This is a genomic window from Burkholderia crassaminum (genome assembly GCF_964265005.1).
GTDB lineage: Bacteria > Pseudomonadota > Gammaproteobacteria > Burkholderiales > Burkholderiaceae > Burkholderia.
On sequence record NZ_OZ183799.1, the window covers coordinates 157,337 to 183,291 of the forward strand.

20 protein-coding genes, 1 pseudogene and 2 riboswitches are annotated in these 25,955 nt (G+C 68.8%); of the genes and pseudogenes, 10 read left to right on the forward strand and 11 right to left on the reverse strand.

Annotated features, from left to right (window positions below; genetic code table 11):
* Window positions 1-3: 3 nt before the first annotated feature.
* Window positions 4-366 (forward strand): zinc ribbon domain-containing protein, encoded by a 363-nt coding sequence (locus ACPTTF_RS00660; RefSeq protein WP_166963863.1) that lies wholly within the window; start codon window positions 4-6, stop codon window positions 364-366.
* Window positions 367-472: 106 nt separating this feature from the next.
* On the opposite strand, the pseudogene ACPTTF_RS00665 reads toward ACPTTF_RS00660, so the two are convergent.
* Window positions 473-1,337: pseudogene (locus tag ACPTTF_RS00665) on the reverse strand (AraC family transcriptional regulator).
* Between the two features lie 277 nt (window positions 1,338-1,614).
* Between ACPTTF_RS00665 and ACPTTF_RS00670 the strand changes: the two are divergent.
* The 4 genes from ACPTTF_RS00670 (at window position 1,615) to eutC (ending at window position 7,103) form a co-directional block, all read left to right on the forward strand.
* Complete coding sequence (locus ACPTTF_RS00670; RefSeq protein ID WP_423369998.1) at window positions 1,615-3,078, forward strand: mechanosensitive ion channel; 1,464 nt, start codon at window positions 1,615-1,617, stop codon at window positions 3,076-3,078.
* A gap of 336 nt (window positions 3,079-3,414) precedes the next feature.
* On the forward strand, window positions 3,415-4,827 hold the full coding sequence (gene eat / locus ACPTTF_RS00675; protein ID WP_423369999.1) for an ethanolamine permease: 1,413 nt from the start codon (window positions 3,415-3,417) through the stop codon (window positions 4,825-4,827).
* A 90-nt stretch (window positions 4,828-4,917) separates the two neighbouring features.
* Window positions 4,918-6,315 carry an ethanolamine ammonia-lyase subunit EutB gene (locus ACPTTF_RS00680; RefSeq protein WP_166963853.1) on the forward strand — a complete coding sequence of 466 codons (1,398 nt, stop codon included), beginning with the start codon at window positions 4,918-4,920 and terminating at the stop codon, window positions 6,313-6,315.
* On the forward strand, window positions 6,312-7,103 hold the full coding sequence (gene eutC / locus ACPTTF_RS00685; RefSeq protein WP_423370000.1) for an ethanolamine ammonia-lyase subunit EutC: 792 nt from the start codon (window positions 6,312-6,314) through the stop codon (window positions 7,101-7,103). Before ACPTTF_RS00680 ends, eutC begins: the two co-directional genes overlap by 4 nt.
* An 89-nt stretch (window positions 7,104-7,192) precedes the next feature.
* On the opposite strand, the gene ACPTTF_RS00690 is transcribed toward eutC, so the two are convergent.
* On the reverse strand, window positions 7,193-8,077 hold the full coding sequence (locus ACPTTF_RS00690; RefSeq protein ID WP_423370001.1) for a LysR family transcriptional regulator: 885 nt from the start codon (window positions 8,075-8,077) through the stop codon (window positions 7,193-7,195).
* 155 nt (window positions 8,078-8,232) lie between these two features.
* Here ACPTTF_RS00690 and ACPTTF_RS00695 point away from each other — a divergent pair, with 155 nt between their 5' ends.
* Entirely contained in the window at window positions 8,233-9,846 is a 1,614-nt protein-coding gene (locus tag ACPTTF_RS00695) for an MFS transporter (protein WP_423370002.1), read from the forward strand.
* A gap of 141 nt (window positions 9,847-9,987) precedes the next feature.
* Here ACPTTF_RS00695 and ACPTTF_RS00700 read toward each other — a convergent pair whose 3' ends face one another.
* A complete protein-coding gene (locus tag ACPTTF_RS00700) occupies window positions 9,988-10,416 on the reverse strand; it encodes a pyridoxamine 5'-phosphate oxidase family protein (protein WP_423370003.1) in 429 nt (142 codons plus the stop codon).
* A gap of 320 nt (window positions 10,417-10,736) precedes the next feature.
* On the opposite strand from ACPTTF_RS00700, the gene ACPTTF_RS00705 reads away from it, so the two are divergent.
* The 3 genes from ACPTTF_RS00705 to ACPTTF_RS00715 all read left to right on the forward strand — a co-directional run bounded on the left by ACPTTF_RS00705 (window position 10,737) and on the right by ACPTTF_RS00715 (window position 14,383).
* Window positions 10,737-12,263: an acetaldehyde dehydrogenase ExaC gene (locus ACPTTF_RS00705; RefSeq protein WP_166963843.1), complete on the forward strand. Its 1,527-nt coding sequence runs from the start codon at window positions 10,737-10,739 to the stop codon at window positions 12,261-12,263.
* Between the two features lie 338 nt (window positions 12,264-12,601).
* On the forward strand, window positions 12,602-13,144 hold the full coding sequence (locus ACPTTF_RS00710) for a hypothetical protein (protein ID WP_423370004.1): 543 nt from the start codon (window positions 12,602-12,604) through the stop codon (window positions 13,142-13,144).
* A gap of 204 nt (window positions 13,145-13,348) precedes the next feature.
* Entirely contained in the window at window positions 13,349-14,383 is a 1,035-nt protein-coding gene (locus ACPTTF_RS00715) for a helix-turn-helix domain-containing protein (RefSeq protein WP_423370005.1), read from the forward strand.
* Between the two features lie 148 nt (window positions 14,384-14,531).
* On the opposite strand, the gene ACPTTF_RS00720 is transcribed toward ACPTTF_RS00715, so the two are convergent.
* The gene (locus tag ACPTTF_RS00720) at window positions 14,532-15,629 is read right to left on the reverse strand and encodes an ADP-heptose--LPS heptosyltransferase (RefSeq protein ID WP_423370006.1); all 1,098 of its coding nucleotides are present in this window, start codon (window positions 15,627-15,629) and stop codon (window positions 14,532-14,534) included.
* Window positions 15,626-17,329 carry a thiamine pyrophosphate-binding protein gene (locus ACPTTF_RS00725; RefSeq protein ID WP_423370007.1) on the reverse strand — a complete coding sequence of 568 codons (1,704 nt, stop codon included), beginning with the start codon at window positions 17,327-17,329 and terminating at the stop codon, window positions 15,626-15,628. Before ACPTTF_RS00725 ends, ACPTTF_RS00720 begins: the two co-directional genes overlap by 4 nt.
* Before the next feature lie 139 nt (window positions 17,330-17,468).
* On the opposite strand from ACPTTF_RS00725, the gene ACPTTF_RS00730 reads away from it, so the two are divergent.
* Window positions 17,469-17,705, forward strand: coding sequence for an AbrB family transcriptional regulator (locus ACPTTF_RS00730; protein ID WP_243771799.1), 237 nt, complete (start codon window positions 17,469-17,471; stop codon window positions 17,703-17,705).
* Between the two features lie 30 nt (window positions 17,706-17,735).
* On the opposite strand, the gene ACPTTF_RS00735 is transcribed toward ACPTTF_RS00730, so the two are convergent.
* The 6 genes from ACPTTF_RS00735 to ACPTTF_RS00760 all read right to left on the reverse strand — a co-directional run bounded on the left by ACPTTF_RS00735 (window position 17,736) and on the right by ACPTTF_RS00760 (window position 25,891).
* Window positions 17,736-19,124 carry an L-serine ammonia-lyase gene (locus ACPTTF_RS00735; RefSeq protein ID WP_423370008.1) on the reverse strand — a complete coding sequence of 463 codons (1,389 nt, stop codon included), beginning with the start codon at window positions 19,122-19,124 and terminating at the stop codon, window positions 17,736-17,738.
* Between the two features lie 30 nt (window positions 19,125-19,154).
* On the reverse strand, window positions 19,155-20,291 hold the full coding sequence (locus tag ACPTTF_RS00740) for an alginate lyase family protein (RefSeq protein WP_423370009.1): 1,137 nt from the start codon (window positions 20,289-20,291) through the stop codon (window positions 19,155-19,157).
* 151 nt (window positions 20,292-20,442) lie between these two features.
* Window positions 20,443-23,370, reverse strand: a complete 2,928-nt coding sequence (gene gcvP / locus ACPTTF_RS00745) for an aminomethyl-transferring glycine dehydrogenase (RefSeq protein ID WP_423370010.1) — start codon at window positions 23,368-23,370, stop codon at window positions 20,443-20,445.
* 64 nt (window positions 23,371-23,434) lie between these two features.
* Window positions 23,435-23,815, reverse strand: a complete 381-nt coding sequence (gene gcvH, locus ACPTTF_RS00750; protein WP_059232767.1) for a glycine cleavage system protein GcvH — start codon at window positions 23,813-23,815, stop codon at window positions 23,435-23,437.
* Between the two features lie 117 nt (window positions 23,816-23,932).
* Window positions 23,933-25,051 (reverse strand): glycine cleavage system aminomethyltransferase GcvT, encoded by a 1,119-nt coding sequence (gene gcvT / locus ACPTTF_RS00755; protein ID WP_423370011.1) that lies wholly within the window; start codon window positions 25,049-25,051, stop codon window positions 23,933-23,935.
* 84 nt (window positions 25,052-25,135) lie between these two features.
* Window positions 25,136-25,269: riboswitch (glycine riboswitch) on the reverse strand.
* 34 nt (window positions 25,270-25,303) lie between these two features.
* Window positions 25,304-25,405: riboswitch (glycine riboswitch) on the reverse strand.
* A gap of 123 nt (window positions 25,406-25,528) precedes the next feature.
* On the reverse strand, window positions 25,529-25,891 hold the full coding sequence (locus tag ACPTTF_RS00760; protein WP_027788671.1) for a hypothetical protein: 363 nt from the start codon (window positions 25,889-25,891) through the stop codon (window positions 25,529-25,531).
* Between the last annotated feature and the right edge of the window lie 64 nt (window positions 25,892-25,955).

The window sequence follows — 25,955 nt, forward strand, 5'->3', positions numbered from 1 at the left end:
GCGATGAGCTTTCTGAAACGAATCCTGGGCGGCCACGGCGGTGGGCACGGCAACGGCGGCAACAGCGGCCACGGTGGCGGGCATCACGGCGGGCAGCGCCAGGACGGGCATGGCAGCCACGATGCGCGCGGCCGCGATCGCCACGGCTGGGGTTGGCAGGCGCCGGCCGACAGTCGAGGCGGCCAGGGCGGCAATGTGCCGCTGAGCCAGCTCGCCTGTGCGGGCTGCGGCGCACTCAACGCGACGGATGCGCGCTTTTGCGCGCAGTGCGGTGCCGCGCAACGCGGCAAGTCCTGCAGCCGCTGCCACTCGGCACTGGCGGACGACGCCCGGTTCTGTCCCGGGTGCGGGACGCAGGCCGCGTAAGCATGTCGACCATTCGTACCGGCGGCGCATGAGCGCCGGCCGGCGCGGTTCGTTTCACGGCCGGTGCCGGCGCACCGGCCTTTCGATCAGCGCACCGGCTCTTCGATCAGCGCAGCGGCAGGTAGATCTCGGTGCGCAGGTTGGCCGGCGCCGCATCCATCGGCGTATTGAGGTACAGCTCGAACGGCGGCGCGTCGGCGGCTTCGCGGCCCGAATGACGCAGCCAGTCGCCGTAGAGCCACTGGTAGGCCGTCTTCAGGTCCGCATACGGCCCCGTATGCAACAGCACCGCGTATTCGCCGCCCGTCACCGTCGCGCGCTCCACCGGCGGCACGGGCTCGACGTCCGGCGTGCCGTCGGCCGGCATGAAGCACGCCTTCGCACGCAACTGCGCTTCGGGTGTCGTGTCCGGATCGTCGTAGAAGATCCCGATCATCTTCGCACCCGGGCCGATCAGCCCGTGCTGCCCGACCCACGCGCCGATCCGCATGAACGCTTCGCTCACCTTCAGGTACGAACCGGTGTGTGCCACCGCAAAGCCGTGCAATTCCGGCAACCGCCGGATCTCGACTTCATGCTTGAACATGTCTTCTCCTCCTCGCTGTAGCGGATAGATGGGCCGGTGGCTGCCGGTGCGCCGGTGCTGCGCGGACGGCACGCCATGCGCGTCGCGAAACGCCCGCGCGAACGCGTGCGTCGAACCGTAGCCCGCGCGCCGCGCAATTTCGTCGATCGGCCGCGCCGTGCACGATCCGCATCCGCCGCACCGTCGGCATCGTCAGCACGATCGACTCGCCGTACCGCGCGCGGTACACGCGTTGCCGGTGACACGGCGACAGGCACGCGACTTCGGCGAGCCGGTTCAGGTCGAGCGGGCCGTCGAGATGCGCGCGAATGGTTTCGTGAACGCGCGCCACGCTGGCCGCGTAGCGGATCCAGGCAGGCTGGTCGGGTTTCGTTTCGACGGTCATCGGCGTGTCCGCGCTGGAACCGACGCCACGGTAGCACGGCCCGAATGGGTCAATCTTGCGGAATTGCGTAGGAGGCCGACAAATCAGGCCCTTTTTTATTGTGACGAAATGGGGTCTTGCCCCCCTGCGATCTACGACTAAAGTTAAAGACGGTGAAATCGGGTGATCGCGTCATTTTTCTCGGGTAAGTTGCTCCGTCGGGGCAGCACGCTTTTCGAAGTACGCAGGTAGTTCGTCGATGTTCAATCGCAACACCACGTTTTCGGGAGAAGAAGAAATGGATGCTTCCAGCTTCATCACGTCGCTGCAGGCCACGCTAGGGGGGTATCTGCCAAAGATCGCCGGCGCGATCGGCATCCTGGTGATCGGCTGGCTGATCGCCGTCGTGGTGCGGGCCGGCGCGATGCGCCTGCTCGGCGCGCTGAAGGTCGATCAGCGGATCACCGACAGCACCGGCCAGGGCGCGTGCGTCGAGCGCATCATCGCGGGCGGCCTGTTCTGGCTCGTGCTGCTCGTCACCGCGGTGGGCATCTTCAACGTGCTCAACCTGTATGCGGTCTCCAACCCGTTCTCGCTGCTCGTCACGCACATCGTCAACTACCTGCCGAACCTGATCGGCGGCGCGGCGCTGACGCTGATCGCGTGGCTGATCGCGTCGTTGCTGCGCAGCCTCGCGAACCGCGCGCTGAAGGCGAGCAAGATCGACGACAAATTGTCCGAAGGCGCCGGCATGCAGCCGATGAGCGGCTATCTCGGCGACGTGCTGTTCTGGCTCGTGATCCTGATGTTCCTGCCGGCGATCCTCGCGTCGTTCGCGCTGTCGGGGCTGCTGTCGCCGGTGCAGGGGATGGTCGACAAGCTGCTCGCGATCGTGCCGAACCTGTTCGCGGCCGCGGTGATCGGCATCGTCGGCTGGATCGTCGCGCGCGTGCTGCGCGGCCTCGTGACGAACCTGCTCGTGGCCGCCGGCGCCGACCGCCTCACGCAGCGTCTCGACAGCCCGACGCCCGTGCGCGTGTCGAGCCTGATCGGTACGATCGTCTACGTGTTCGTGTTCGTGCCGACGCTGATCTCCGCGCTCGACGCGCTGAAGATCGACGCGATCTCGGTGCCGGCCACCAACATGCTGAACCAGTTCCTCGGCGCGGTGCCGGACATCGTCGCGGCGATCGTGATCGTGCTCGTCACGTTCTACTTCGCGCGCTTCGTCGCATCGCTTGCGCAGAAGCTGCTGGAAGCCGCCGGCGTCGACGGGCTGCCGGCCGTGCTCGGCGTCGAGCGCGTGTTCTCGGGCATCCTGCAGCCGTCGGTGCTGGTGGGCCGGCTGATCGTGTTTTTCGCGATGCTGTTCGCGTCGGTCGAAGCGGCGAACCGGCTCGGCTTCTCGCAGGTGCGCGACGTCGTCACGCTGTTCATCGAATTCGGCGGCCACGTGCTGATGGGCGGCGTGATCCTCGTGATCGGCGTGTGGCTCGCGGGCCTCGCGCGCCGCGTGATCGAGCAGGCCGACCGCGAGCACAGCGTGCTGTTCGCACGCATCGCGCAATTCGCGATCCTCGGCCTCGTGTTCGCGATGGGGCTGCGCGCGATGGGCATCGCGAACGAGATCGTGCAGTTGGCGTTCGGCCTGGTGCTCGGCGCGATCGCGGTGGCGGTGGCGCTGTCGTTCGGCCTCGGCGGCCGCGAAGCGGCCGGCAAGCTGCTCGACCGCTGGTTCAACCAGCGCGGCGGCGGGCAGTAACGCCACGCGCGCACATCCCGTCCGGTCGCGTCGCCTGGCCGGACGGTATTGCACCTTCCATCGTTGTATCGCGTGGCGCGCGAACGGCACGCGGCAGCGCCCGTTCTGGCGTCGCCGCATGCGTGCGACCGCCGCGCCCGAGCCGGCACAGGCCGCAGCGGCGTATCCGGCTTATCGCCGGGTGGCTTCGTCACCCGGCGCGCGCCGGCATTTCCGCAAGCGAAACGTAACCCACGATCTTTGCCGAATTTCGATAACACGTCGTTTAATGACTCTCTAGCATCGATTCTCAGTCGCGCAGGCCGCCAGGCCCGGCGCCTTTGAGGAGAGAGTCCGATGAAAGCAGAGTCGAATGGCCGGCCCGTTGCCGGCGCCAAGTCGTCCGGCCAGCCCGCGCTGCAGCAGACGCTCGGGACCTGGCAACTGTGGGGCATCGCGGTCGGCCTCGTGATCTCCGGCGAATACTTCGGCTGGAGTTACGGCTGGGCGAGCGCCGGCACGCTGGGCTTCGTCGTCACCGCGCTGTTCGTCGCGGCGATGTACACGACCTTCATCTTCAGTTTCACCGAGCTGACGACGTCGATCCCGCATGCGGGCGGCCCGTTCGCGTATGCGCGCCGCGCATTCGGCCCGACGGGCGGCTATATCGCCGGCGCGGCTACGCTCGTCGAGTTCGTGTTCGCGCCGCCCGCGATCGCGCTCGCGATCGGCGCGTACCTGCATGTGCAGTTCCCGGGCCTCGAGCCCAAGCATGCGGCGATGGGCGCGTATCTCGTGTTCATGGCGCTGAACATCGTCGGCGTGCAGATCGCCGCGACCTTCGAGCTGGTCGTCACGCTGCTGGCGATCTTCGAGCTGCTGGTGTTCATGGGCGTCGTGTCGCCGGGCTTCGCGTGGAGCAACTTCATGAAAGGCGGCTGGTCGGGCGCCGATCATTTCAGCGTCGGCGCATTCCACGGGATGTTCGCGGCGATCCCGTTCGCGATCTGGTTCTTCCTCGCGATCGAAGGCGTCGCGATGGCCGCCGAGGAAGCGAAGAACCCGAAACGCTCGATTCCGATCGCCTACGTGGCCGGGATCCTGACCCTCGTTGCGCTCGCGATCGGCGTGATGGTGTTCGCCGGCGGCGCGGGCGACTGGACCAAGCTCGCGAACATCAACGATCCGCTGCCGCAGGCGATGAAGTACATCGTCGGCGCGAACAGCGGCTGGATGCACATGCTCGTGTGGCTCGGGCTGTTCGGCCTCGTCGCGTCGTTCCACGGGATCATCCTCGGCTATTCGCGCCAGATCTTCGCGCTGGCCCGCGAAGGCTACCTGCCGGAATGGCTCGGCAAGGTGCATCCGCGCTTCAAGACCCCGCACCGCGCGATCCTCGCGGGCGGCGTGGTCGGCATCGCGGCGATCTACAGCGACGAGCTGATCCAGTTCGGCGGGCAGACGCTCACCGCGAATATCGTGACGATGTCGGTATTCGGTGCGATCGTGATGTATATCGTGAGCATGGCGTCGCTGTTCAAGCTGCGCCGCTCGCAGCCGAACATGGCGCGGCCGTTCCGCGCGCCGCTGTACCCGATTTTCCCGGCCTTCGCGATCCTGGCGGCGCTCGTCTGCCTCGGTACGATGGTGTACTTCAACGGGCTGGTCGCGCTGGTGTTCCTGGGCTTTCTCGCGGTCGGCTACGCGTACTTCCTCGCGACGCGTTCGCAGCGCGAGAGTGCGCCGGGCGACGCGCTGCTGGAGGAGTGAGCAGGTGCAGGTGAACGGCCGTTCTTGACGGCATCCGGCGCGCCCCGTCGAACGGGCGCGCCGTCGGCTTTTGGCAAGGAGACTCGCACGATGTCCTACACGGAGACGATCGGTCCGCGCACGTACCGTTTCGCGGACCTGAAGACGCTGCTCGCCAAGGCGAGCCCGCTGCGTTCCGGCGACCAGCTCGCCGGTGTCGCGGCGGCGAGCGAGGAGGAGCGCGTCGCCGCGAAGATCGCGCTCGCGGGCGTGCCGCTGAAGGCATTCCTGAACGAAGCGGTGATTCCATACGAAGACGACGAGGTCACGCGCCTCATCGTCGACGATCACGACGCTGCCGCGTTCGCGGAAATTTCGCATCTCACCGTCGGCGATTTCCGCAACTGGCTGCTGTCGCCCGCGGCCGACGGCGCGGCGCTCGAACGCATCGCGCCGGGCCTCACGCCCGAGATGGTCGCGGCCGTGTCGAAACTGATGCGCAACCAGGACCTGATCGCGGCGGCGAGAAAGCGCCGCGTCGTCACCCGTTTCCGCAACACGGTCGGGCTCGCCGGCCGGATGTCGGTTCGGCTGCAGCCGAACCACCCGACCGACGACGTGAAGGGCATCGCCGCGTCGATGCTCGACGGGCTGATGTACGGCTGCGGCGACGCGATGATCGGCATCAACCCGGCGACCGACAGCCTCGCGGCGATCGTGAAGCTGCTGGCGATGATCGACGGGTTCCGCGAACGCTACGGCGTGCCGACGCAGTCGTGTGTGCTCACGCACGTGACCAACACGATCGCGGCGGTCGAGAAGGGCGCGCCGGTCGATCTCGTGTTCCAGTCGATCGCGGGTACCGAGAAGGCGAACGCGAGCTTCGGCATCTCGCTCGCGCTGCTCGGCGAGGCGCGCGAGGCCGCGTTATCGCTCAAGCGCGGCACCGTCGGCAACAATCTCATGTACTTCGAGACGGGCCAGGGCAGCGCATTGTCGGCGAACGCGCACTTCGGCGTCGACCAGCAGACCTGCGAGGTGCGCGCATATGCGGTGGCGCGCAAGTTCGAGCCGTTCCTCGTGAACACGGTGGTCGGCTTCATCGGGCCCGAATACCTGTACGACGGCAAGCAGATCATCCGCGCGGGGCTCGAGGATCACTTCTGCGGGAAGCTGCTCGGTGTGCCGATGGGCTGCGACATCTGCTACACGAACCACGCGGAAGCCGACCAGGACGACATGGACACGCTGCTGACGCTGCTGGGCGCGGCCGGCATCAACTTCATCATGGGGATTCCGGGCGCGGACGACGTGATGCTGAACTACCAGAGCACGTCGTTCCACGACCAGCTCTACGTGCGCGAGGTGCTCGGCCTGCGCCGCGCGCCGGAATTCGAGGAGTGGCTGGAGACGATGGAGATCGCCGACGCGCACGGTGCATTGCGCGCCGCGACGTCGCGCGTGCCGCTTCTGGCCGGCGCGAACGACTGGATGGGGATTTCGGCATGAGCGACGCCGTCGAAAAGAATCCGTGGGGCCAGCTGAAGTCGTTCACGAACGCGCGGATCGCGCTCGGCCGCGCGGGCAACAGCCTGCCGACCGCGCCGCTGTTGGCCTTCAACCTGTCGCACGCGCAGGCGCGCGACGCGGTGCACCAGCCGCTCGATTCGGACGTGTTGCGTCGCGAGCTGGAAGCGGCCGGCTTCGCGACGCTCGGCGTGCAAAGCGCCGCGCCCGATCGCCAGCATTACCTGCGCCGGCCCGACCTCGGCCGCAAGCTGTCCGACGAAGGGCGCGCGCTGCTCGCCGGCCACGGCACGGCGCTCGACGAGGCGCCCGATGTCGTGTTCGTGGTCGGCGACGGGCTATCGGCGTTCGCGGCCGCGAAGCAGGCGCTGCCGCTGCTGCAGGCCGTGCGGCCGCGGCTCGACGCGGACGGCTGGCGGATCGGCCCCGTGGTGGTCGCGACGCAGGCGCGCGTCGCCCTCGGGGACGAGATCGGCGAACTGCTGCGCGCGAAGGTCGTGGCGATGCTGATCGGCGAACGGCCGGGGCTCAGCTCGCCGGACAGCCTCGGCGTGTACCTGACCTGGGCGCCGAAGGTCGGCTGCCACGACGCGCTGCGCAACTGCATCTCGAACGTGCGGCCCGAAGGGCTGCCGTACGCGGGGGCCGCGCACAAGCTGCATTACCTGATGACGCATGCGCGCAGGCTCCAGCTGACGGGCGTCGGGCTGAAGGACGACAGCGATGCGTTGCTGCCGCAGGCGGAAGCGGAGCGGATCGGGGCGGACTGAAAAAGAGGCGCACGCGGGCCGCTGCCGCGTGGCGGGTTGCGTGTCGTTCGCGCGGCACGAGGGCGGCCGTCGAGGTGCCCGCTACCCGGCTACCTGAACAGCCGCTCGCACAGAAAATCGACGAACACGCGCAGCTTCGGCGACAGCTGCCGGCTCGACGGCCACACGATCGAGAATTGCCCCGGTGCGATCCGGTAGTCGTCGAGCACGGTGACGAGTGTGCCGTGTTCGAGCGCGTCGCGCGCGAGGAAGTCGGGCATGTAGCCGATGCCGAGCCCCGCGAGCACGGTGCCGCGCAGCGCTTCCATGTTGTTGCAGGTCATCGCGGTGCGCAGCTTCAGCGGCGTGCCGTCGTCGGCCGCGAGCGCCCAGTCCTGCAGCTTGCCGGTGGTCGGGAAGCAGTAGCGCACGCAGTCGTGCGCTTCGAGGTCGCGCGGCGTGCGCGGCGTGCCGGCCTGCGCGAGATACGCGGGCGTCGCGCACAGCACGAACGCGAACGGGCCGAGCCGCCGCGACATCAGGCTCGAATCGGACAGCGGCCCGCTGCGGATCACCGCGTCGAACCCGCCTTCGACGACATCCACCATCCGGTCGTTGAAATCGAGATCGAGCTCGACGTCCGGGTAGCGCTGCCGGAATTCGGGCAGCACCGGCAGCAGGAACCGGTAGCCGATCACCGGCAGGCTTACGCGCAGCTTGCCGCGCGGGCGCTGCGCGGAGGCTGTGACGGTCGCTTCCGCGTCGCGGAAATCCTCGAGGATCCGCTGGCAGCGTTCGTGGAAGTGCCGCCCCTCCTCGGTGAGCGTGACGCGCCGGGTCGTGCGGTTGAACAGGCGCACGCCGAGCGACTGCTCGAGTTTCGCGATCGTCTTGCCGACCGCCGACGCCGAGATGCCGAGCGCGCGGCCCGCCGCGACGAAGCTCAGCGCTTCGGCGGTGCGGACGAACGCGACGATGCCGGTCAGGTTTTCCATCGAATCGAAGTGCGCGCGACGATGCACGCAGTGACGTGAATTGCGGAATTTTAGTCCGTTATATGTGGAGCTTCGCGTGGTTTTTCGCGAATTGAATCGGATTTATCTTCTGTCGCTCTGACGGCGCATCCGCGCCGGCTTTTCGAGGAGCGATGATGGATCAGCCTGTTTCAGCCGCTTCAACGCAGTCGGCACGCCGGCGCGCGTGGGTGCTGGCCGCCGTCTGCATGGCCGCCGTCGCGCTGCCGCTGTCGTTTTCGGGCGGCGCGGTCGCGACGCCCGCGATCGGCCGCGACCTGCACGGCGGCACGGTCGCGATGAACTGGATCACCAACGCGTTCATGCTCGCGTTCGGCAGCTTCCTGATGGCGGCGGGCGCGCTGGCCGACCAGTTCGGCCGCAAGCGCGTGTTCGCGATCGGCGTCGGCGGCTTCACGCTGATGTCGGTCGCGCTCGCGTTCGCGCCGTCGATGCTCGCGGTCGACCTGCTGCGCGCCGCACAGGGTCTCGCGGCAGCCGCGGCGCTCGCGGGCGGCACGGCCGCGCTCGCGCAGGAGTTCGACGGCGCGGCGCGCACGCGTGCATTCAGTCTGCTCGGCACGACCTTCGGCATCGGGCTCGCGTTCGGGCCCGTGCTGGCCGGCGCGCTGATCGGGCATGCCGGCTGGCGCGCGATCTTTGCGACGAGCGCGGTGGCCGGCGGCCTGTCGCTCGGCTTCGGGCTGCCGCGCATGCACGAGTCGCGCGACCCGCATGCGACGGGGCTCGACTGGCCCGGCACGGTGGCGTTTACCACCGCGCTGACGCTGTTCACGTTCGGCGTGATCGAGGCGCCCGCGCGCGGCTGGTCGGACGCGCTCGTGATCGCGCTGCTGGCCGGCGCGGCGCTCGGCGCCTGCGCGTTCGTGGCGATCGAGACGCGGGTTGCGCGGCCGATGCTCGACCTGTCGCTGTTCCGGATCGCGCGCTTCGTCGGCGTGCAGGTGTTGCCGGTGTCGACCTGCTGCTGCTACATCGTGCTGCTCGTCGTGCTGCCGCTGCGCTTCATCGGCATCGACGGCTTCAGCGAGATCGACGCCGGCTGGCTGATGCTCGCGATTTCCGCGCCGATGCTGGTCGTGCCGCTCGTCGCGGCGACGCTCACGCGCTGGCTGTCGGCCGGCGTGATCTCGGGGCTCGGGCTGCTGATCGCGGCGGCCGGGCTCGTGTGGCTGGGCGTCGCGCTGCGCGGCGGCGCGGGGCCGGCGGCGATCGCGCCGATGCTTGCGATCGGCGTCGGCGCAGGCATGCCTTGGGGGCTGATGGACGGGTTGTCGGTGAGCGTCGTGCCGAAGGAGCGCGCGGGGATGGCGACGGGAATCTTCAGCACGACGCGCGTGGCCGGCGAGGGGATCGCGCTCGCGATCGTCGGCGCCATCTTGGCCGCGCTCGCGCAGACGGGGCTGCGACAGGCGGCCGGCGCCGCCGGCACGCCCGACGCGACGCTGCGTGCGGCCGCGCGGCTCGCGACCGGCGATCTCGCGGGCGCGGCGGCTGCGCTGCCGGGTGTCGGGCACGCGGCGCTGCTGGCGAGTTACACGCATGCGTTCGACCGGTTGCTGATCGGGCTGGCGGTCGTCACCGTGCTGTGTGCGGTGGTGGTGTTCGTGTTCCTCGGCGGGCGGCGAGCGGCTGCCGAAGGGGGCGACGACACCGACGGGCACGCACATGCCGACGTGCCGGTGCGCAGCCGGATCGACGTGGCTTGTACGGAGGCGCACGGGCGTTGAGCGTCGCGTCGCCGCGCACGGGCGTGTGCGCTTCGGTCGCGGCAGCCGGAGCGCCGCCTCAATGCGTCATCGCCGCATCCGCACGCCGAAAATCCTCAATGCGCATCACGCACATCACGCACATCACGCACATCACGCGCATCACGCCAGCACCAGCGGCGGCAGCGCCGCATCCGCGCGTGCCTGCGCCTGTTCCACTTCAACCACCACATAGCGCCGCGCGTCCGGCCACACGTGAGCGTGGCTTTCCGCATCTTCGTCGATCGTCGCGCGGCCCTGCACGAGCCAGGTCGTCTGGCGCACGAAATCGACGAACAGCAGCGCGACGGCCGGATTCACGAGCAGGTTGCCGATCGTGTTGAACAGGTTGTTGCCCGCGAAGTCGGGCAGCACGAGCGTGCGGCGGTCGGGCATGTCGACGAGCGGCTCGAACGAGCCGTCTGCGCGTGGCTGGCGGCCGCGGTACGAGCAGTCGCTGTTGCCACCTTCGTCGGCGGTCGCGACGATCAGGAACGCCTGCTCGCGGATGAACGCGATGGCGTCGTCGGTCAGGGGGCCGCGGTCGCTCATGGTGTCGGTCGGCGCACGCGCCGTTGCGTGGGAATGCGTGATGCGCACGCAAGCGACATGCCACGTGTCGCGGCCGGCATCAGAACACCGGCGCGCGTGCGCACTGTGGAAATGTCGAACACCGGCCCGGCTGCTGCGCAATCGCGCTGTTCAGAATCGGCACACCCGTCGTGCTGCGCGAGTGAACACGGCACGGTACGCACGCGGGCCGGCCGTGGTCGCCGTGTTTCCGTCCTCTTTGGCACGCATGTTGCGTAAACGGGGGCAGCGCATTCCAACCGGCGCTGTACTCACACAAGCACGATGAACAGGAGACATGCATGAACCCGTTTGACCTGAAGCAACTGGGCCTCGACGTCGAATACCCGTACCGTCAGCAATACGACAACTACATCGGCGGCAAGTGGGTCCCGCCGGTGAAGGGTGAGTACTTCGAGAACGTATCACCGATCAACGGCCAGCCGTTCTGTCGCGTGCCGCGCTCGGGCGCCGACGATATCGAGCTGGCGCTCGACGCCGCGCATGCCGCGCGCCGCAAGTGGGGCAAGACGTCCGTCGCGGAGCGTGCGAACCTGCTGCTCGCCGCCGCCGACCGGATGGAAAAGAACCTGAAGCTGCTGGCCGTGGCCGAAACCATCGACAACGGCAAGCCGCTGCGCGAGACGATGGCGGCCGACCTGCCGCTCGCGGTCGACCACTTCCGCTATTTCGCGGGCTGCATCCGCGCGCAGGAAGGCGGCATTTCCGAGATCGACGACAACACCGTCGCGTATCACTTCCACGAGCCGCTCGGCGTCGTCGGCCAGATCATCCCGTGGAACTTCCCGCTGCTGATGGCCGCATGGAAGCTCGCGCCGGCGCTCGCGGCCGGCTGCTGCGTCGTGATGAAGCCGGCCGAGCAGACGCCCGCGTCGGTGCTCGTGCTGATGGAGCTGATCGGCGACCTGTTCCCGGCCGGCACGATCAACATCGTGAACGGCTTCGGCAAGGAAGCGGGCGAGGCGCTCGCGACCAGCAAGCGGATCGCGAAGATCGCGTTCACCGGCTCGACGCCGGTCGGCAAGCACATCCTGCGCGCGGCGGCCGACAGCCTGATCCCGTCGACGGTCGAACTGGGCGGCAAGAGCCCGAACATCTTCTTCGCCGACGTGCTCGACCAGGACGATGCGTTCCTCGACAAGGCGCTCGAAGGGCTCGCGATGTTCGCGCTGAACCAGGGCGAAGTGTGCACGTGCCCGTCGCGCATCCTGATCCAGGAATCGATCTACGAGAAATTCATCGAGAAGGCCGTCGCGCGCGTCGAGCGCATCAAGGCCGGCCACCCGCTCGACCTGCAGACGATGATCGGCGCGCAGGCGTCGCAGCAGCAGCTCGACAAGATCCTGTCGTACATCGACATCGGCCGCGGCGAAGGCGCGCAATGCCTGACGGGCGGCGAGCGCACGGCGCCGGCGGCGGAACTCGGCACGGGCTACTACGTGAAGCCGACGATGCTGCTCGGCAACAACAAGATGCGCGTGTTCCAGGAAGAGATCTTCGGGCCGGTCGCGTCGGTGATGACGTTCAAGGACGAGGCGGACGCGATCGAACTCGCGAACGACACGTTCTACGGGCTCGGCGCGGGTGTGTGGACGCGCAACGGCACGCGTGCGTACCGGATGGGCCGCGAGGTCGAGGCCGGTCGCGTGTGGACCAACTGCTACCACCTGTATCCCGCGCATGCGGCGTTCGGCGGCTACAAGCAGTCGGGGATCGGCCGCGAGACGCACAAGATGGCGCTGTCGAACTATCAGCAGACGAAGTGCCTGCTGGTCAGCTACCAGGCCGAGGCGCTCGGGTTCTTCTGACCGGGTCGTCAACGCAGTGGCAAAGCGCCGGGAGCGGCCGGTCGGCGGAGCAGCGCCGGCCGGTACGACAGCCGGGGTTCGATGGTGGTGTGCGTCGCGCGCGGGTTGCGTTCAACGTTTGATGGCCGGGTGACGTTTGCCCGTCCGTCGAGCGGTGCGCATGCAGGTGCGATGCGCCGGCCATCGGCCCATCCGTTCTCCCGGTACTTCGCCATTTTCGACTTCGACAACCGATCTCTGGCGCCGGCCGTGCATCGTCGCGGTCGGCGCCGGAAACGATACCGGCAGTCGCGCGCTCGCGGCGGCACGGTGTGCCGATGCGTGCAACGAAAACCAGCATGGCCGAACCGCCCCGATCCTTTCCGCGTCACCCCGTGTTCCACGCGGGTGAACTCGACGCGCAGCACCGCTTCGGCGTCGCCGACGAAGCCGAGCGGATGAGCGATGTCGTCACGACGCGCGTGAGCATCGGCGTGCGGCAGTTCGTCGAATCGCAGCCGTTCATGTTCGTCGGCACCGCATGTGGCTCGCGCACATCCGTGACCTGCGACATCGTGCCGAGCATGCGTGATGCGGACGGCGATCTGCTGCCGGTCGTCCGCGTGATCGACACGAAGACGCTGCGGTTCGCGTTGCCCGCTCTCGGCGACGGCGGCCGGATCGACGCCGCATTGTGCGACGGCAGCGGTGTCGGGTTGCTGTTCGTCGACTTCGTGCGCGGCATCCGGTACCGGATCAACGGCCGCGCCACGCTGCGTGCCGATTTGCCCGAAGCGGACGCGGCACCGTGGCCGGCAGGAAGCGCGATCGTCGAGCTGGCGGTCGCTCAGGCGTATGGCAATTGCGGCACGCGGGTCGTACGGCTGAAGCCGGCCTGGTAGCGGTATTCGGTGGCCGGCAGCGGTTGATATGCGCGGTCGCAGCGCGGATCGCACCGGCGGCGTGCGCGGCACGCCGCCTTCGGGTGCGCCCGTATCGCGCGCGCCGGCCGGATAGCGTGGAATGACGGGTTGTTCGCCGGGCCATGCGGTTCGGCACGGGACTTGCGTGACACGCGCGGTTCCGGGCAGGTGAGGGAGGACACGATGGACCAACACGTGGCGTGTAGCGAAGAACCGACGGCCGAGGACACGCGGCGCAACGCGCAGGGCGACGATGCGCTGGCCGGGCAGGCGGTCGTCAGCGTCGCGCATGACGCCGACGAGCAGGCGCGCAACCTGATCGGCTGGCGGCAGACCTACGACCAGCTCGCGGCCGGCCGCTTCGTCGGCACGCTGACCGAGCTGCCGCTCGACACGATGAAGCTGTTCCGGGAATCGACGAGCCACCTGCTGCGCCAGGCGTGCGAGGTGCGCGGCGATGCGTACTGGTTCGGCATCCCGGTCGTGAGCGACGGCACCGCGCGTGTCGATGCGTGCCGCATCGGGCCCGGCGCGCTCGCGTTCCGGCCCGGCAACGTCGAATTTGAACTGGTGACGCCCGCGCAATTCTCGATCTACGGCGTCGTCGTGCGCGGCGACGTGCTGCGCCGCTATGCAGAGGAGGTCGAACGCCGTGCGCTCGACGAGCGGCTGTTCACGCAGCGCGTGATGCAGGTCGGCGATGCGCGGCTCGGGCACCTGTGTGCGCTGCTCGGCCGCCGGCTCGACGGGGCGGTGGCGATGGCCGGCCCGCTGGCGGACACGCAGCGCGACGACCTGCAGGCCGAGGTGCTGGCCGCGCTGTTCGATGTGTGCGCGCAACCGGCCGACGACGATACCGGCCGGGCGCCGTCGATGCGCCGCTGGATCGTCGAACAGGCACGTGACTACGTGCTCGCGCACCGCACGCGCCCGGTCGGCGTGCCCGAGCTGTGCGAGCAGTTGCACGTGAGCCGCCGCACGCTGCAGTACTGCTTCCAGGACGTGCTCGGCATGGCGCCCGCCACCTACCTGCGCACGCTGCGGCTGAACGGGGCGCGGCGCGACCTGTGCGGTCGCGCGGCCGGGTCGGTGCAGGACGTGGCGGAGGCGTGGGGCTTCTGGCATCTCAGCCAGTTCGCGACCGATTACCGGCGGCTGTTCGGCAAGCGGCCGTCGGAGACGCTGCGCGAGCGCGCGGTGATGGTGGCGGTGGGGTGAGCGCGCGGGCTGCAGTCGGAGCGAGTCCGGCTCAGGTGCGGGCCTCGGCGCAGGCGTAGGCTCAGGCTCAGGCTCAGGCTCAGGCTCAGGCGGTGCGGTCACGCTACTGCGCCTTCGGCCACGCGGTGGGTGCTCGCGTCCGGTTTTCCTATGCGGCGGTCGCCGCGACTTTGCGCGGCGCGGGCCAGGCCAGCGCGTTCCAGTCGATTGCCCGGTAAGCGGCTTCGACCGCCGCGAGATCGGCCGGTCGCTCGCTGCGATGCAGCCCGCGCAATTCGGCCGGCACGTCGAGCGCGACCGGCACGCAATGCGGATAGTCGCGCACACGCAGCGCCGGCCCGATCGTCGTGAAGCACCCGAGCGTCGGCACGTCGAAACCGTCGGCGAGATGCAGCGCGGCCGTGTCGGGCGCGAACAGCAGGCTGGCGCCCTTGACCCATGCGATGAACCGGGCCGTATCGCCGGCCGCATCGGCGCTCACGTCGACATACGCGGGATGCGCGACGGGCCCGAACCCGGCCACCGGCAATCCGTAGCGCAGGGCGAGCTGTTCGACGAACGTTGCCCGGAGCGCAGGCGGCACGCTGCGCAAGGCGGTGCTCGCATTCGGGCAGAACAGCACATACGGACGCTGCCATTGCGCAGGCAATGCCGGCAACGGCAGCCGCGCGAGCCAGCGGTTGCGCTTGGCCGATGCCGGCACCGATGCGGGTTCCACGCCGAGCGCATCCAGGAAGAAATCGATCATCGGCAGCCGCGCGAACGCGGGCCAGTACAGGTGATTGCCGACGTCGATGCACGGTGCATCCACCGGCAGCGCGTCGGCGGGGTAGGGCAGCGCGCGCGACGGCGCGACGATGTCGGCCGCGAGCGCATACAGCGTGTCGACGTAGCGCGGCGCGCGGGCCGGCCGGTACAGCGTGAAGCGCAGGCCCGGGTGCGCGGCGCGCAGCGCGGCGAGGGCGGTGAGCCCGATCACCGAATCGCCGAGCGTGACACCCATCCCGTTGATCACGTGCACCTGCCGTGCGCCGCCATAGTCGAGCCGGAACGGCCGGTGCGCGGCGTGCAGCAGGCCGCGCGCGGGCGCGGCCGGCACGTGGCCGGCGGCACGCGCGCCGCCGTGCTCGAGGTCGTAAGGCGCGACGAGCGTGCCGTCCGGTGCGAGCAGCGTGCCGGGGAGCGCGAGCGCGTCGTCGTGCGACAGCGCGACGGCAGGCGGCGCGGCATGCGTGTCCACTGTCATCCGCCGCGCGCGCGGCGGCCCTGTTCGCGGATCTGTTCGAGGGTCGCGGCCGGCGTGCTGGCGTCCTGCGGAATGCGGATCTCGATCAGCGCGGGCAGCCCGCAGGTCAGTGCGCGTTCGAGCGCGGGCGCGAAATCGGCGGTGCGCTCGACGGTCTCGCCATGCGCGCCGAACGCGCGCGCATACGCGGCGAAATCGGGATTCGTGAGCCCCGTGCCGTGCACGCGGCCCGGGTAGTTGCGCTCCTGATGCATGCGGATCGTGCCGAAATGCCCGTTGTTGACGACGATCGCGACGATGTTCAGCCCGTACTGCATCGCGGTCGCGAGCTCGTTGCCGGCCATCATGAAGCAGCCGTCGCCCGCAAGCGCGACGACGGCGCGCGACGGATACAGCGACTTCGCGGCGAGCGCGGCCGGCAGCCCGTAGCCCATCGCGCCGCTGGTCGGTGCGAGCTGCGAGCGGAAATGCCGGTACGCGAAGTGGCGATGCAGCCAGATCGCATAGTTGCCGGCGCCGTTGGTGAGGATCGCGTCGTGCGGCAGGCGCTCGCGCAACTGCACCATCACGTCGCCGAGCTGGACGTCGCCGGGCATCGGCAGCGGCGCATGCCATTCGCGATACGCGCGATGCGCATCGGCAGCTGCGCCGGCCCATGCCGGACGTTCGGGCGGCTCGAGCGCGGCGAGCGGCGCGGCGATCTCGGGCATCCCGGACACGATCGGCAGGTCGGCCGCATACACACGGCCGAGCTCGTCCGCGCCCTGGTGCACGTGGACCAGCGTCTGGCGTGTCTTCGGGATGTCGAGCAGCGTGTAGCCGCCGGTCGTCGCTTCGCCGAGGCGCGGCCCGATCACGAGCAGCAGGTCGGCGTCGCGGATGCGCTTCGCGAGCGCGGGGTTGATCCCGAGCCCGACGTCGCCCGCGTAGTTCGGGTGTGCGTTGTCGATCGTGTCCTGGTAGCGGAACGCACAGGCCACCGGCAACTGCCAGCGCTCGACGAAGGTGCGCAGGTTCGCGCACGCTTCGGGCGTCCAGCCGCTGCCGCCGACGATCGCGAACGGTCGCTCCGCACGCGCGAGCCGCTCGCGCAGCTCGTCGATCTGCGCGGCCGACGGCGCGGCCGCGACGCGTTTCGCGGCCGGCACGACGGGCTGCGGCGCGCATGCTTCGGACAGCACGTCCTCCGGCAGCGCGAGCACGACCGGGCCGGGCCGGCCGGACGTCGCGACGTGGAATGCATGGCTCAGGTATTCGGGAATGCGGCGCGGGTCGTCGATCTGCGCGACCCATTTCGCCATCTGGCCGAACATCCGCCGGTAGTCGATTTCCTGGAAGGCTTCGCGGTCGAGGTGCTCGCGCGCGCACTGGCCGACGAACAGGATCATCGGCGTCGAATCCTGGAACGCGGTGTGCACGCCGATCGACGCATGGGTCGCGCCGGGCCCGCGCGTGACGAACGCGATGCCGGGGTGGCCGGTCAGCTTGCCGACCGCCTCGGCCATGTTCGCGGCGGCCGCCTCGTGGCGGCAGACGACCGTCTGGATACGCGCGGTGTCGTCCGCCAGCGCATCGAGTACGGCGAGGAAGCTCTCGCCCGGCACGCAGAACACGCGTTCGACGTGATTGGCGAGCAACGCATCGACGAGCAGTCGCGCGCCGGTGGTGGCGGGCTGCTCGAGATCCTTGGAATGCGACATGGGCTGCCGTCTCCCTGGGTAGCGGGACGTACAGCTTACGCCTGTCGGCGGGGCGCCGGTGCGCCGGCCGGTGAAAAGTGTCGGAACGGGGTGGGCGGGCGGCAGGGAACATGGATCGAACATTTCGGGTCCGATACGCATGCATACCATTCATCCATTCAGAATCGGCGATTCCTGGGCCGTGTCGATTCCCGACGAACTGGCCTATGAATGCGACGATATCGCACTCGAAATCGAGCGTGTCGGCGACGAGCTTCGTATTCGACCGGCAAGACGACCGTTATCCGGCGTGCTGGCAAAATTCGCGCAATTCGACGCAGGGATGACGGTGGAAAGACTCGACGAACACGGGCAGGGCGAGCGCGAGCCTCTTTGAAGCTGCGCCCGCCCGCCCGCCATCATTACCTCAACACTCGACGATATTCACCGCGAGCCCGCCGCGCGACGTTTCCTTGTACTTCGTCTTCATGTCGGCACCCGTCTCGCGCATCGTCTTGATCACAGAGTCGAGCGACACGTAGTGTGAGCCGTCGCCGCGCAGCGCCATGCGCGCCGCGTTGACGGCCTTCACCGATGCCATCGCGTTGCGCTCGATGCACGGAATCTGCACCATCCCGCCGACCGGGTCGCAGGTCAGGCCGAGGTTGTGTTCCATCCCGATTTCGGCCGCGTTTTCGACCTGGTGCGGCGTGCCGCCGAGCACGGCCGCGAGCGCGCCGGCCGCCATCGAGCATGCGACGCCCACTTCGCCCTGGCAGCCGACTTCTGCGCCCGAGATCGACGCATTCAGCTTGTAAAGAATGCCGATCGCGGCGGCCGTGAGCAGGAAGTCGATCACGCCTTGCTCGTTCGCGCCCGGCGTGAAGCGCGTGTAGTAGTGCAGCACGGCCGGGATGATGCCGGCCGCACCGTTGGTCGGCGCGGTGACGACGCGGCCGCCGGCCGCGTTTTCCTCGTTGACCGCGATCGCGTACAGGTTGATCCAGTCGATCATCGACAGCGGATCCTGCAGCGCGCGCTCCGGGCTGCCCGTCAGCGTGCGGTACAGCTGCGGCGCGCGGCGCTTGACCTGGAACGGGCCGGGCAGGTTGCCGTCGGCATCGGGGTTGCCGATCCCGCAGCCGCGCGACACGCACGACTGCATCACGGCCCAGATCTTCAGCAGCCCGTCGCGCGTCTGTTCCTCGGTGTGCCACGCGCGCTCGTTTTCCCACATCAGCTGCGCGATCGACTTGCCGGTCGACTCGGTCAGCGCGAGCAGCTCGGCGCCGCTGCGGAACGGGTGCGTCATCTGCTCGGCCGCGCTCAGCACCTTCGTATTCGGCGCGCCGGCCGTCACGACGAAGCCGCCGCCGACCGACAGGTAGGTGCGCTCGACCAGTACCGCGCCGTTCGCGTCGGATGCGCGCAGTTTCATCCCGTTCGGATGCTCGGGCAGCGCCTGGCGGTAGAACGCGATGTTCTCTTTCAGCACGAACGGCACCGGATGCGTGCCGAGCAGCGCGAGCTTCTTCGATTTGCGGATGTCTTCCAGGCGCGCGTCGATGGTTTCGGGATCGACGGTGTCGGGCGCGTCGCCGAGCAGGCCGAGCATCACGCCGCGGTCGGTGCCGTGGCCCTTGCCGGTGGCGCCGAGCGAGCCGTACAGCTCGACCTTCACGTGGGCGGTTGCATCGAGCATCCCGTCGCGCTCGAGGCCCTGGACGAACATCAGCGCCGCGCGCATCGGTCCGACCGTATGCGAACTGGACGGGCCGATGCCGATCTTGAAGAGGTCAAAGACGCTGACTGCCATTTCGATTCCTGCCTTGCTTTAAGAGTAGTGCTAGCGCGCCTGCAATGGCAGGCACGCGGCGAGCCATGCGGGCGGCGTTGGGGATAGTTGCTGCGCGACGCGGGCATAGCGCCCGTCGAGCCGCGCGGCCAGATGAAAGAGTTCGGTGGCGTTTTTCGGGTCCCACTGCCCCGTGTAGCCCGGCAGGCCGGCTTCGCGGCGCTTCGCGTCGAACGGCACCGGCGAATTCACGAATTCCTCGTGCGTTTTCTCGCCGAGCGCGTACGGCACGAGCCAGTCGAGCGCGGCGGCGAGCGTCGCGCCGTTCGCGCCGCGCTCGCGCAGCCAGTTGCGGTTGAAGCGGCGCGCGGCGAGCGCGGCCGTCACCAGCGGCTGCAGGTCGTAGACCGCGTAGTGCAGCGCATCGCGTTCCTCGAAGTCCCACGTCTTGCCGTCCGGGCCGATGTTGTCGGCGAGATGCTCGACGAACAGCCGCTGCGCGGCGTTCATCATCCTGCGATCGCCGAGCGTGAACGCGGACAGCGCGATCAGCTTGATCCGGTGGCTCTGCCAGTTGTTGCGCCACGTACCGGTAAGCGGGCGCTTCTGCGCGTCGATCTGCGCGACATAGCCGGCGCCGAGCTTCGCGATGAACGCGGACGTCGCGTTGCGGGTCTTCACCGGCAGCGCGCTTGCCGTCATGTCGTACGCGACGATCAGGCTCTCGAAGCGCGTTTCGTCGATCGGGTTGAAGCTCGGCTGGTAGGTCGCGACCCACGCGGACAGGAAGCGGTCGACGAGCTGCAGGTAGCGCGGTGCGTTCGTCACGCGCCACGCGAGCGCGGCATCGCGCATCAGGTCGAGATCCTTCAGCGCGGCGGCACTCTGGTCGTAGATGCCTTCGTGCGGCAGCGTGCCCTCGGTATGCACGCGCGCCATCGCCTTCGGCTGCTCGCCGATGCGTGCGTCGACGCTGCGGATCAGCGCCTGCACGCCCGGCTCGGCCTGCGTCGTCTCGCTCGCCTGCAGTGCCGGCGCCGCGCAGAAATTCATCGCCGCGCGCGCGCTGCCGGACGCGCCGAGGCCGGCAGCGGCCAACGACAGCGACGCGACGAGCATCGGCACGAAGCGGCGCGTGCGCGGCCGCCTTTGCATTGCACCATGGCCCGGAAACATCGGACGCACCATGCGGAACTCCTTCATTGGCTGGATCGCGTGTGATGTTAGCCGGATTGGCGGACGAACGTGAACCGGTTCGAGCGGCGAACAAAAAAACCGCACGCAACACGGAGTTGCGTGCGGTGCGGTCACCATCGGGCGGCTCCTGGCCTGGCGCGCGTTATGCGTATTCCGACATCGGTACGCACGAGCAGAACAGGTTGCGGTCGCCGTAGACGTTGTCCGCGCGGCCGACCGGCGGCCAGTACTTGTTCGTGCCGAGCGACGCGACCGGGTACGCGGCCTGCTCGCGCGAGTACGCGTGCGGCCATTCGTTCGCGGTGACGACGGCCGCCGTGTGCGGTGCGTGACGCAGCGGGTTGTCCTCGCGGTCGGCGCGGCCTTCCTCGACCGCACGGATTTCGTCGCGGATCGCGATCATCGCGGCGATGAAGCGGTCGAGTTCTTCCTGCGATTCCGATTCGGTCGGCTCGACCATCAGCGTGCCCGGCACCGGGAAGCTCATCGTCGGCGCGTGGAAGCCGTAGTCCATCAGGCGCTTCGCGACGTCGTCGACGCTGATGCCGCTCGATTCCTTGATCGGACGCAGGTCGAGAATGCACTCGTGCGCCACCAGCCCGCCCGGGCCCGAATACAGCACCGGGTAGTGCGGCGCGAGGCGCTTCGCGATGTAGTTCGCGTTGAGGATCGCGGTTTCCGTCGCGGCGGTCAGGTTCTTCGCGCCCATCATCGCGATGTACATCCACGAGATCGGCAGGATCGACGCCGAGCCGTACGGGGCAGCCGATACCGCGCCGATGCCGCTTTCGTCGCGCGCGTAGCCGGTCGAACGCTGGTTAGGCAGGAACTTCGCGAGGTGCGCACCGACGGCGACCGGGCCGACGCCCGGGCCGCCGCCGCCGTGCGGGATGCAGAAGGTCTTGTGCAGGTTCAGGTGCGACACGTCGCCGCCGAACTGGCCCGGCGCGGTCAGGCCGACCATCGCGTTCATGTTCGCGCCGTCGACGTACACCTGGCCGCCGTGCGCATGGACGATCTCGCAGATCTCGCGGACGTTCTGCTCGAACACGCCGTGCGTCGACGGATACGTGATCATGATCGCCGCGAGGTCCTTCGCGTGCTCGTCGGCCTTCGCCTTGAGGTCGGCGATGTCGACGTTGCCCTGCGCGTCGCATGCAACGACCACGACCTTCATGCCGGCCATGTGTGCGGATGCCGGGTTCGTGCCGTGTGCCGATGCCGGGATCAGGCACACGTCGCGGTGGGCTTCGCCGCGCGAGGCGTGGTACGCGTGGATGATCAGCAGGCCCGCGTACTCGCCCTGCGAGCCCGCGTTCGGCTGCAGCGACACGGCCGCGTAGCCGGTGGCCGCGACGAGCATCTGCTCGAGCTGGTCGATCATCTCGCGGTAGCCGACGGTCTGCTCGGCCGGTGCGAACGGGTGGATGCCGCCGAACTCGGGCCACGTGACCGGCAGCATTTCCGACGTCGCGTTCAGCTTCATCGTGCACGAGCCGAGCGGGATCATCGAGCGGTCGAGCGCGAGATCCTTGTCCGACAGGCTGCGCAGGTAGCGCAGCATTTCGGTTTCGGAATGGTGGCGGTTGAACACGTGGTGCGTCAGGTACGCGCTCGTGCGCTCGAGGCCGGCCGGCAGCGCGGCAACGCCGGCGAGGCCTGCGTCGAGGGCTTCGACGGCCGGCGCGGTGCCGCCCGCGGCTTGCGCGAACACGGCGAGGAGATCGGCGAGATCGTCGCGCGTCGTCGTTTCGTCGACCGACACGCCGACTTGCGTGTCGCTCACGCGGCGCAGGTTGATGCGCTTGGCTTTCGCGTATTCGTGAACCTGCGCGGTGCGCGCGCCGGTGTCGATCGTCAGCGTGTCGAAGAACGTGTCGTTGACGGTCGCGAAGCCGAGCTGCTTCACGCCGGCGGCCAGCAGCGCCGCGATGCGATTCACGCGCAGCGCGATCGTCTTCAGGCCGTGCGGGCCGTGGTAGACCGCGTACATGCTGGCCATGATCGCGAGCAGCGCCTGTGCGGTACACACGTTCGACGTCGCCTTTTCGCGGCGGATGTGCTGTTCGCGCGTCTGCAGCGCGAGGCGCAGCGCGGGCTTGCCCTGCGCGTCGACCGTCACGCCGACGAGGCGGCCCGGCATCTGGCGCTTGAATTCGTCACGCACCGCGAGATACGCGGCGTGCGGGCCGCCGAAGCCCATCGGCACGCCGAAGCGCTGCGTGTTGCCGATCGCGACGTCCGCGCCCCAGTCGCCGGGCGGCGTCAGCACGGTCAGCGCGAGCAGGTCGGCCGCGACGACCACGTGGCCGCCGGCCGCGTGGATCGCTTCGGTGAGCGCGCGGTAGTCGCGCACGTCGCCGTTTACGCCCGGGTACTGCAGCAGCACGCCGAATGCATTCGATTGGGCGGCGTCGGCGGCCGGGCCCGTCTTGACCTCGATGCCGACCGGCAGCGCGCGCGTGCGGATCACTTCGAGCGTTTGCGGCAGCACGTCGTCGGCGACGTAGAACACGTTCGACGCCGGCTTGCCGGTGCGCTGCAGCAGCGTCATCGCTTCGGCCGCGGCGGTGGCTTCATCGAGCAGCGACGCGTTCGAGATCGCGAGGCCCGTGAGGTCGGCGACCATCTGCTGGAAGTTCAGGAGCGCCTCGAGGCGGCCCTGGGAAATTTCGGGCTGGTACGGCGTGTAGGCCGTGTACCACGCCGGGTTTTCGAGCACGTTGCGCAGGATGACGGCCGGCGTGTGCGTGTCGTGGTAACCCTGACCGATATACGAGCGGAACACCTGGTTCTTGTCCGCGAGAACCCGCAGCGCGGCGAGGGCTTCGGCCTCGCTCTTCGGCTGCGCGAACGGGCCGAGCGGCAGCGTTTCGGCGCGGCGGATCGAGGCCGGGATCACGGCGTCCATCAGGGCGGCGCGCGACGCGAAGCCGAGCGTGTCGAGCATGGCCTGCTGGCTGGCGGCGTCGGGGCCGATGTGGCGTTCGGCGAACGCGTCGTGCGTTTCGAGCGCGGCGAGCGAGAGGGGCGTGCGGTTCATCAGGCGGTCCGGGTGTTCGAGCTTCATGGCGTGACTCTGGTCCCGCGCGAGCCGGCTGGCTGGCCGGCCGCGCGCAGTTCGGGTAAGGGAATTAGTCGATCAGCTTGCTGTAGGCGGCAGCGTCGAGCAGGCTGTCGGTCGATGCACCGGCCGCCAGCTTGATCTTGAACAGCCACGTGTCGTACGCGTCGCTGTTCACCTCTTCCGGCGTGTCGACTGCGTCCGCGTTGATCGCGACCACCTCGCCCGACACCGGCGAATAGATGTCCGACGCGGCTTTCACGGATTCGACGACGCCGATCGCGTCGCCTGCCTTCACCTGCTTGCCGACGGGCGGCAGTTCGAGGAAGACGATGTCGCCGAGCGTGTTCTGCGCGTGATCGGTGATGCCGATCGTCAGCGTGCCGTCGGCTTCAGTGCGGATCCACTCGTGTTCGTCGGTGTACTTCAGATCGGCCGGGACGTTGCTCATCGGATGCTCCTGATAAAAGGGTTTGTTCGTTCTGTTGGCGCGCCGCCGGGGCGCGCCGGGTGTGGTGTTGCGCCGGGCGCCATCTCCCGGCTTCCCGGGAGGCGGGCCTCCCGGCCGTTACGCAGCGAGGACCTTGCCGTTGCGCACGAACGGCAGTTTTACCACGCGCGCGGGAAGATTCTTGTCTCGAATTTGCACCTGGACCATGTCGCCGATCTGGACGGCCGCCGGCACGCGTGCGAACGCGATCGATTCCTGCATCGACGGCGAGAACGTGCCGCTCGTGATCTCGCCTTCGCCGTGCGGCGTGACGACCTTCTGGTGCGCGCGCAGCACGCCGCCCGCCTTGCCGTTTTCCTTCTGCAGGATCAGGCCGACGAACGCGGCGCGGGTGCCGTTTGCTTCCAGTGCGGCGCGGCCGACGAACTCGCGCGGCGCGGCGAGGTCGACCGTCCATGCGAGGCCCGCGTCGAGCGGGGAGACGGTGTCGTCCATGTCCTGGCCGTACAGGTTCATGCCGGCCTCGAGGCGCAGCGTGTCGCGCGCGCCGAGCCCGCACGGGCGCACGCCGTTTTGCTGCAGCGCGTTCCACAGCGCTTCGACGTGCACGGCCGGGACGATGATTTCGAAGCCGTCTTCACCGGTATAGCCGGTGCGTGCGACGGTGAGATCGCCGAACGGCGTGCCGGCGACCTGCGCGGCGTTGAACGGCTTCAGCTCGCTGGTGGCGGCGCGCGCGGCGGGCACCGTCGTCCAGGCCTTTTCGCGGGCGTTCGGGCCTTGAACGGCGACGATCGCGAAATCGCGGCGCGGCGTGATCGTGACGCCGTAGCCGCCTTGCTCGTTCAGCTGGTTGAACCACGCGATGTCTTTCTCGGCCGTGCCGGCGTTGACGACGACGCGGAAGAATTCTTCGGTGAAGTAGTAGACGATCAGGTCGTCGATGACGCCGCCCTGCGGATTGAGCAGGCACGAGTAGAGTGCCTTGCCGGGCGTCTTGAGCTTGCCGACGTTGTTCGCGATCGCATGCTCGAAGAACGCGCGCACGCGGCTGCCGGTGAAATCGACCACGCACATGTGCGACACGTCGAACATGCCGGCGTCGGTGCGCACGGCTTCATGTTCTTCGATCTGCGAGCCGTAGTTGACGGGCATGTCCCAGCCGCCGAAGTCGACCATGCGGGCATTGAGCGCGCGGTGCGCGGCGTTGAGCGGGGTGTGATTCAGTGCAGTCATCGAGGCCTCAGGCAAGGCGCTTGCGCGCGGATCAGAACGGCCATGTGCCGACCACCGCGGCCGACGGCCTGCGAGCGATCCGGTACATGCCCCTCTGTCCTCGATACCTGAGAGATTGCGCTGCCGGCAAAGCCTGGCGAACGCGCGCCCCTTCGGTGGGCAGCTTGCCCGCGCAGCCTATGCGCTGCGGGCTACTGCCGCTCTCCAGAGTGCGGGGAGAGTGTGGCCCGCGCGATGCGCGGACGGGATTCCCCGACGCGGTCGGTCCTTTTGCCTGAGAGTTTGCGGGTGTGCCCCTTCGGCGGCGCAACCGGGCTGAAACAGCACGGTTACACGCTCTCCCGACGCGTGCGGGCGACTGTACGCGAGCGGGTGGGCCTTGTCAATTTGAGCAAAAGAATGTCGCTTCGCGACAAGCGACTACAAGCGGCGGCAGCCGGTGCCGCCGCTTTTTCCGCTCCGGCGGGCGCCGGTGCGTTACTCGCCGATCGCGCGCGCGGCTGTGTCGAGTTCCTGGTTCAGCACGCGCTGCTCGTCGCCGGACAGACCGCCGCTATGTTGCGCGGACATGTCGTTCGCTTCCTGGCGGATCACGTCGAGCCGGTGGTGAAGCTGCGCGCCGTACGGCGGCGGGTAGTAGCCGCCGTTCACGCGTGCATCGATGCGGCGGTGCAGGTTGTCGATCCGGCCCTGGATCTGCTGCATCCGCTCGTTCGCGACGACCTGCGGGTTCGGCCGCGGCGGGGGGGCCGGGCGGACCGGCTGCTGCGGCTGCACGATACAGGCCGCAAGCGAGGAAACCAGGACGCAGCACGCAGCTGCGCGAATCAACCGTTGCATCAACATTCTCCAGACGGATTGGTGTCGGATCGACTTTTTTGAGAAACGCATCAGACCGGTCGGA

Bases quoted from the DNA above. Each gene is read 5' to 3' on its own strand.
- ACPTTF_RS00700 (WP_423370003.1), bottom strand. From the start codon at position 10,416: ATGAGCGACCGCGGCCCCCTGACCGACGACGCCATCGCGTTCATCCGC.
- gcvP (WP_423370010.1), bottom strand. From the start codon at position 23,370: ATGAAGCTCGAACACCCGGACCGCCTGATGAACCGCACGCCCCTCTCG.
- ACPTTF_RS00740 (WP_423370009.1), bottom strand. From the start codon at position 20,291: ATGGTGCGTCCGATGTTTCCGGGCCATGGTGCAATGCAAAGGCGGCCG.
- ACPTTF_RS00735 (WP_423370008.1), bottom strand. From the start codon at position 19,124: ATGGCAGTCAGCGTCTTTGACCTCTTCAAGATCGGCATCGGCCCGTCC.
- ACPTTF_RS00760 (WP_027788671.1), bottom strand. From the start codon at position 25,891: ATGCAACGGTTGATTCGCGCAGCTGCGTGCTGCGTCCTGGTTTCCTCG.
- ACPTTF_RS00690 (WP_423370001.1), bottom strand. From the start codon at position 8,077: ATGGAAAACCTGACCGGCATCGTCGCGTTCGTCCGCACCGCCGAAGCG.
- ACPTTF_RS00730 (WP_243771799.1), top strand. From the start codon at position 17,469: ATGCATACCATTCATCCATTCAGAATCGGCGATTCCTGGGCCGTGTCG.
- ACPTTF_RS00725 (WP_423370007.1), bottom strand. From the start codon at position 17,329: ATGTCGCATTCCAAGGATCTCGAGCAGCCCGCCACCACCGGCGCGCGA.
- ACPTTF_RS00660 (WP_166963863.1), top strand. From the start codon at position 4: ATGAGCTTTCTGAAACGAATCCTGGGCGGCCACGGCGGTGGGCACGGC.
- ACPTTF_RS00710 (WP_423370004.1), top strand. From the start codon at position 12,602: ATGGCCGAACCGCCCCGATCCTTTCCGCGTCACCCCGTGTTCCACGCG.
- ACPTTF_RS00705 (WP_166963843.1), top strand. From the start codon at position 10,737: ATGAACCCGTTTGACCTGAAGCAACTGGGCCTCGACGTCGAATACCCG.
- ACPTTF_RS00680 (WP_166963853.1), top strand. From the start codon at position 4,918: ATGTCCTACACGGAGACGATCGGTCCGCGCACGTACCGTTTCGCGGAC.
- ACPTTF_RS00695 (WP_423370002.1), top strand. From the start codon at position 8,233: ATGGATCAGCCTGTTTCAGCCGCTTCAACGCAGTCGGCACGCCGGCGC.
- eutC (WP_423370000.1), top strand. From the start codon at position 6,312: ATGAGCGACGCCGTCGAAAAGAATCCGTGGGGCCAGCTGAAGTCGTTC.
- ACPTTF_RS00720 (WP_423370006.1), bottom strand. From the start codon at position 15,629: ATGACAGTGGACACGCATGCCGCGCCGCCTGCCGTCGCGCTGTCGCAC.
- gcvT (WP_423370011.1), bottom strand. From the start codon at position 25,051: ATGACTGCACTGAATCACACCCCGCTCAACGCCGCGCACCGCGCGCTC.
- ACPTTF_RS00715 (WP_423370005.1), top strand. From the start codon at position 13,349: ATGGACCAACACGTGGCGTGTAGCGAAGAACCGACGGCCGAGGACACG.
- gcvH (WP_059232767.1), bottom strand. From the start codon at position 23,815: ATGAGCAACGTCCCGGCCGATCTGAAGTACACCGACGAACACGAGTGG.
- ACPTTF_RS00670 (WP_423369998.1), top strand. From the start codon at position 1,615: ATGGATGCTTCCAGCTTCATCACGTCGCTGCAGGCCACGCTAGGGGGG.
- eat (WP_423369999.1), top strand. From the start codon at position 3,415: ATGAAAGCAGAGTCGAATGGCCGGCCCGTTGCCGGCGCCAAGTCGTCC.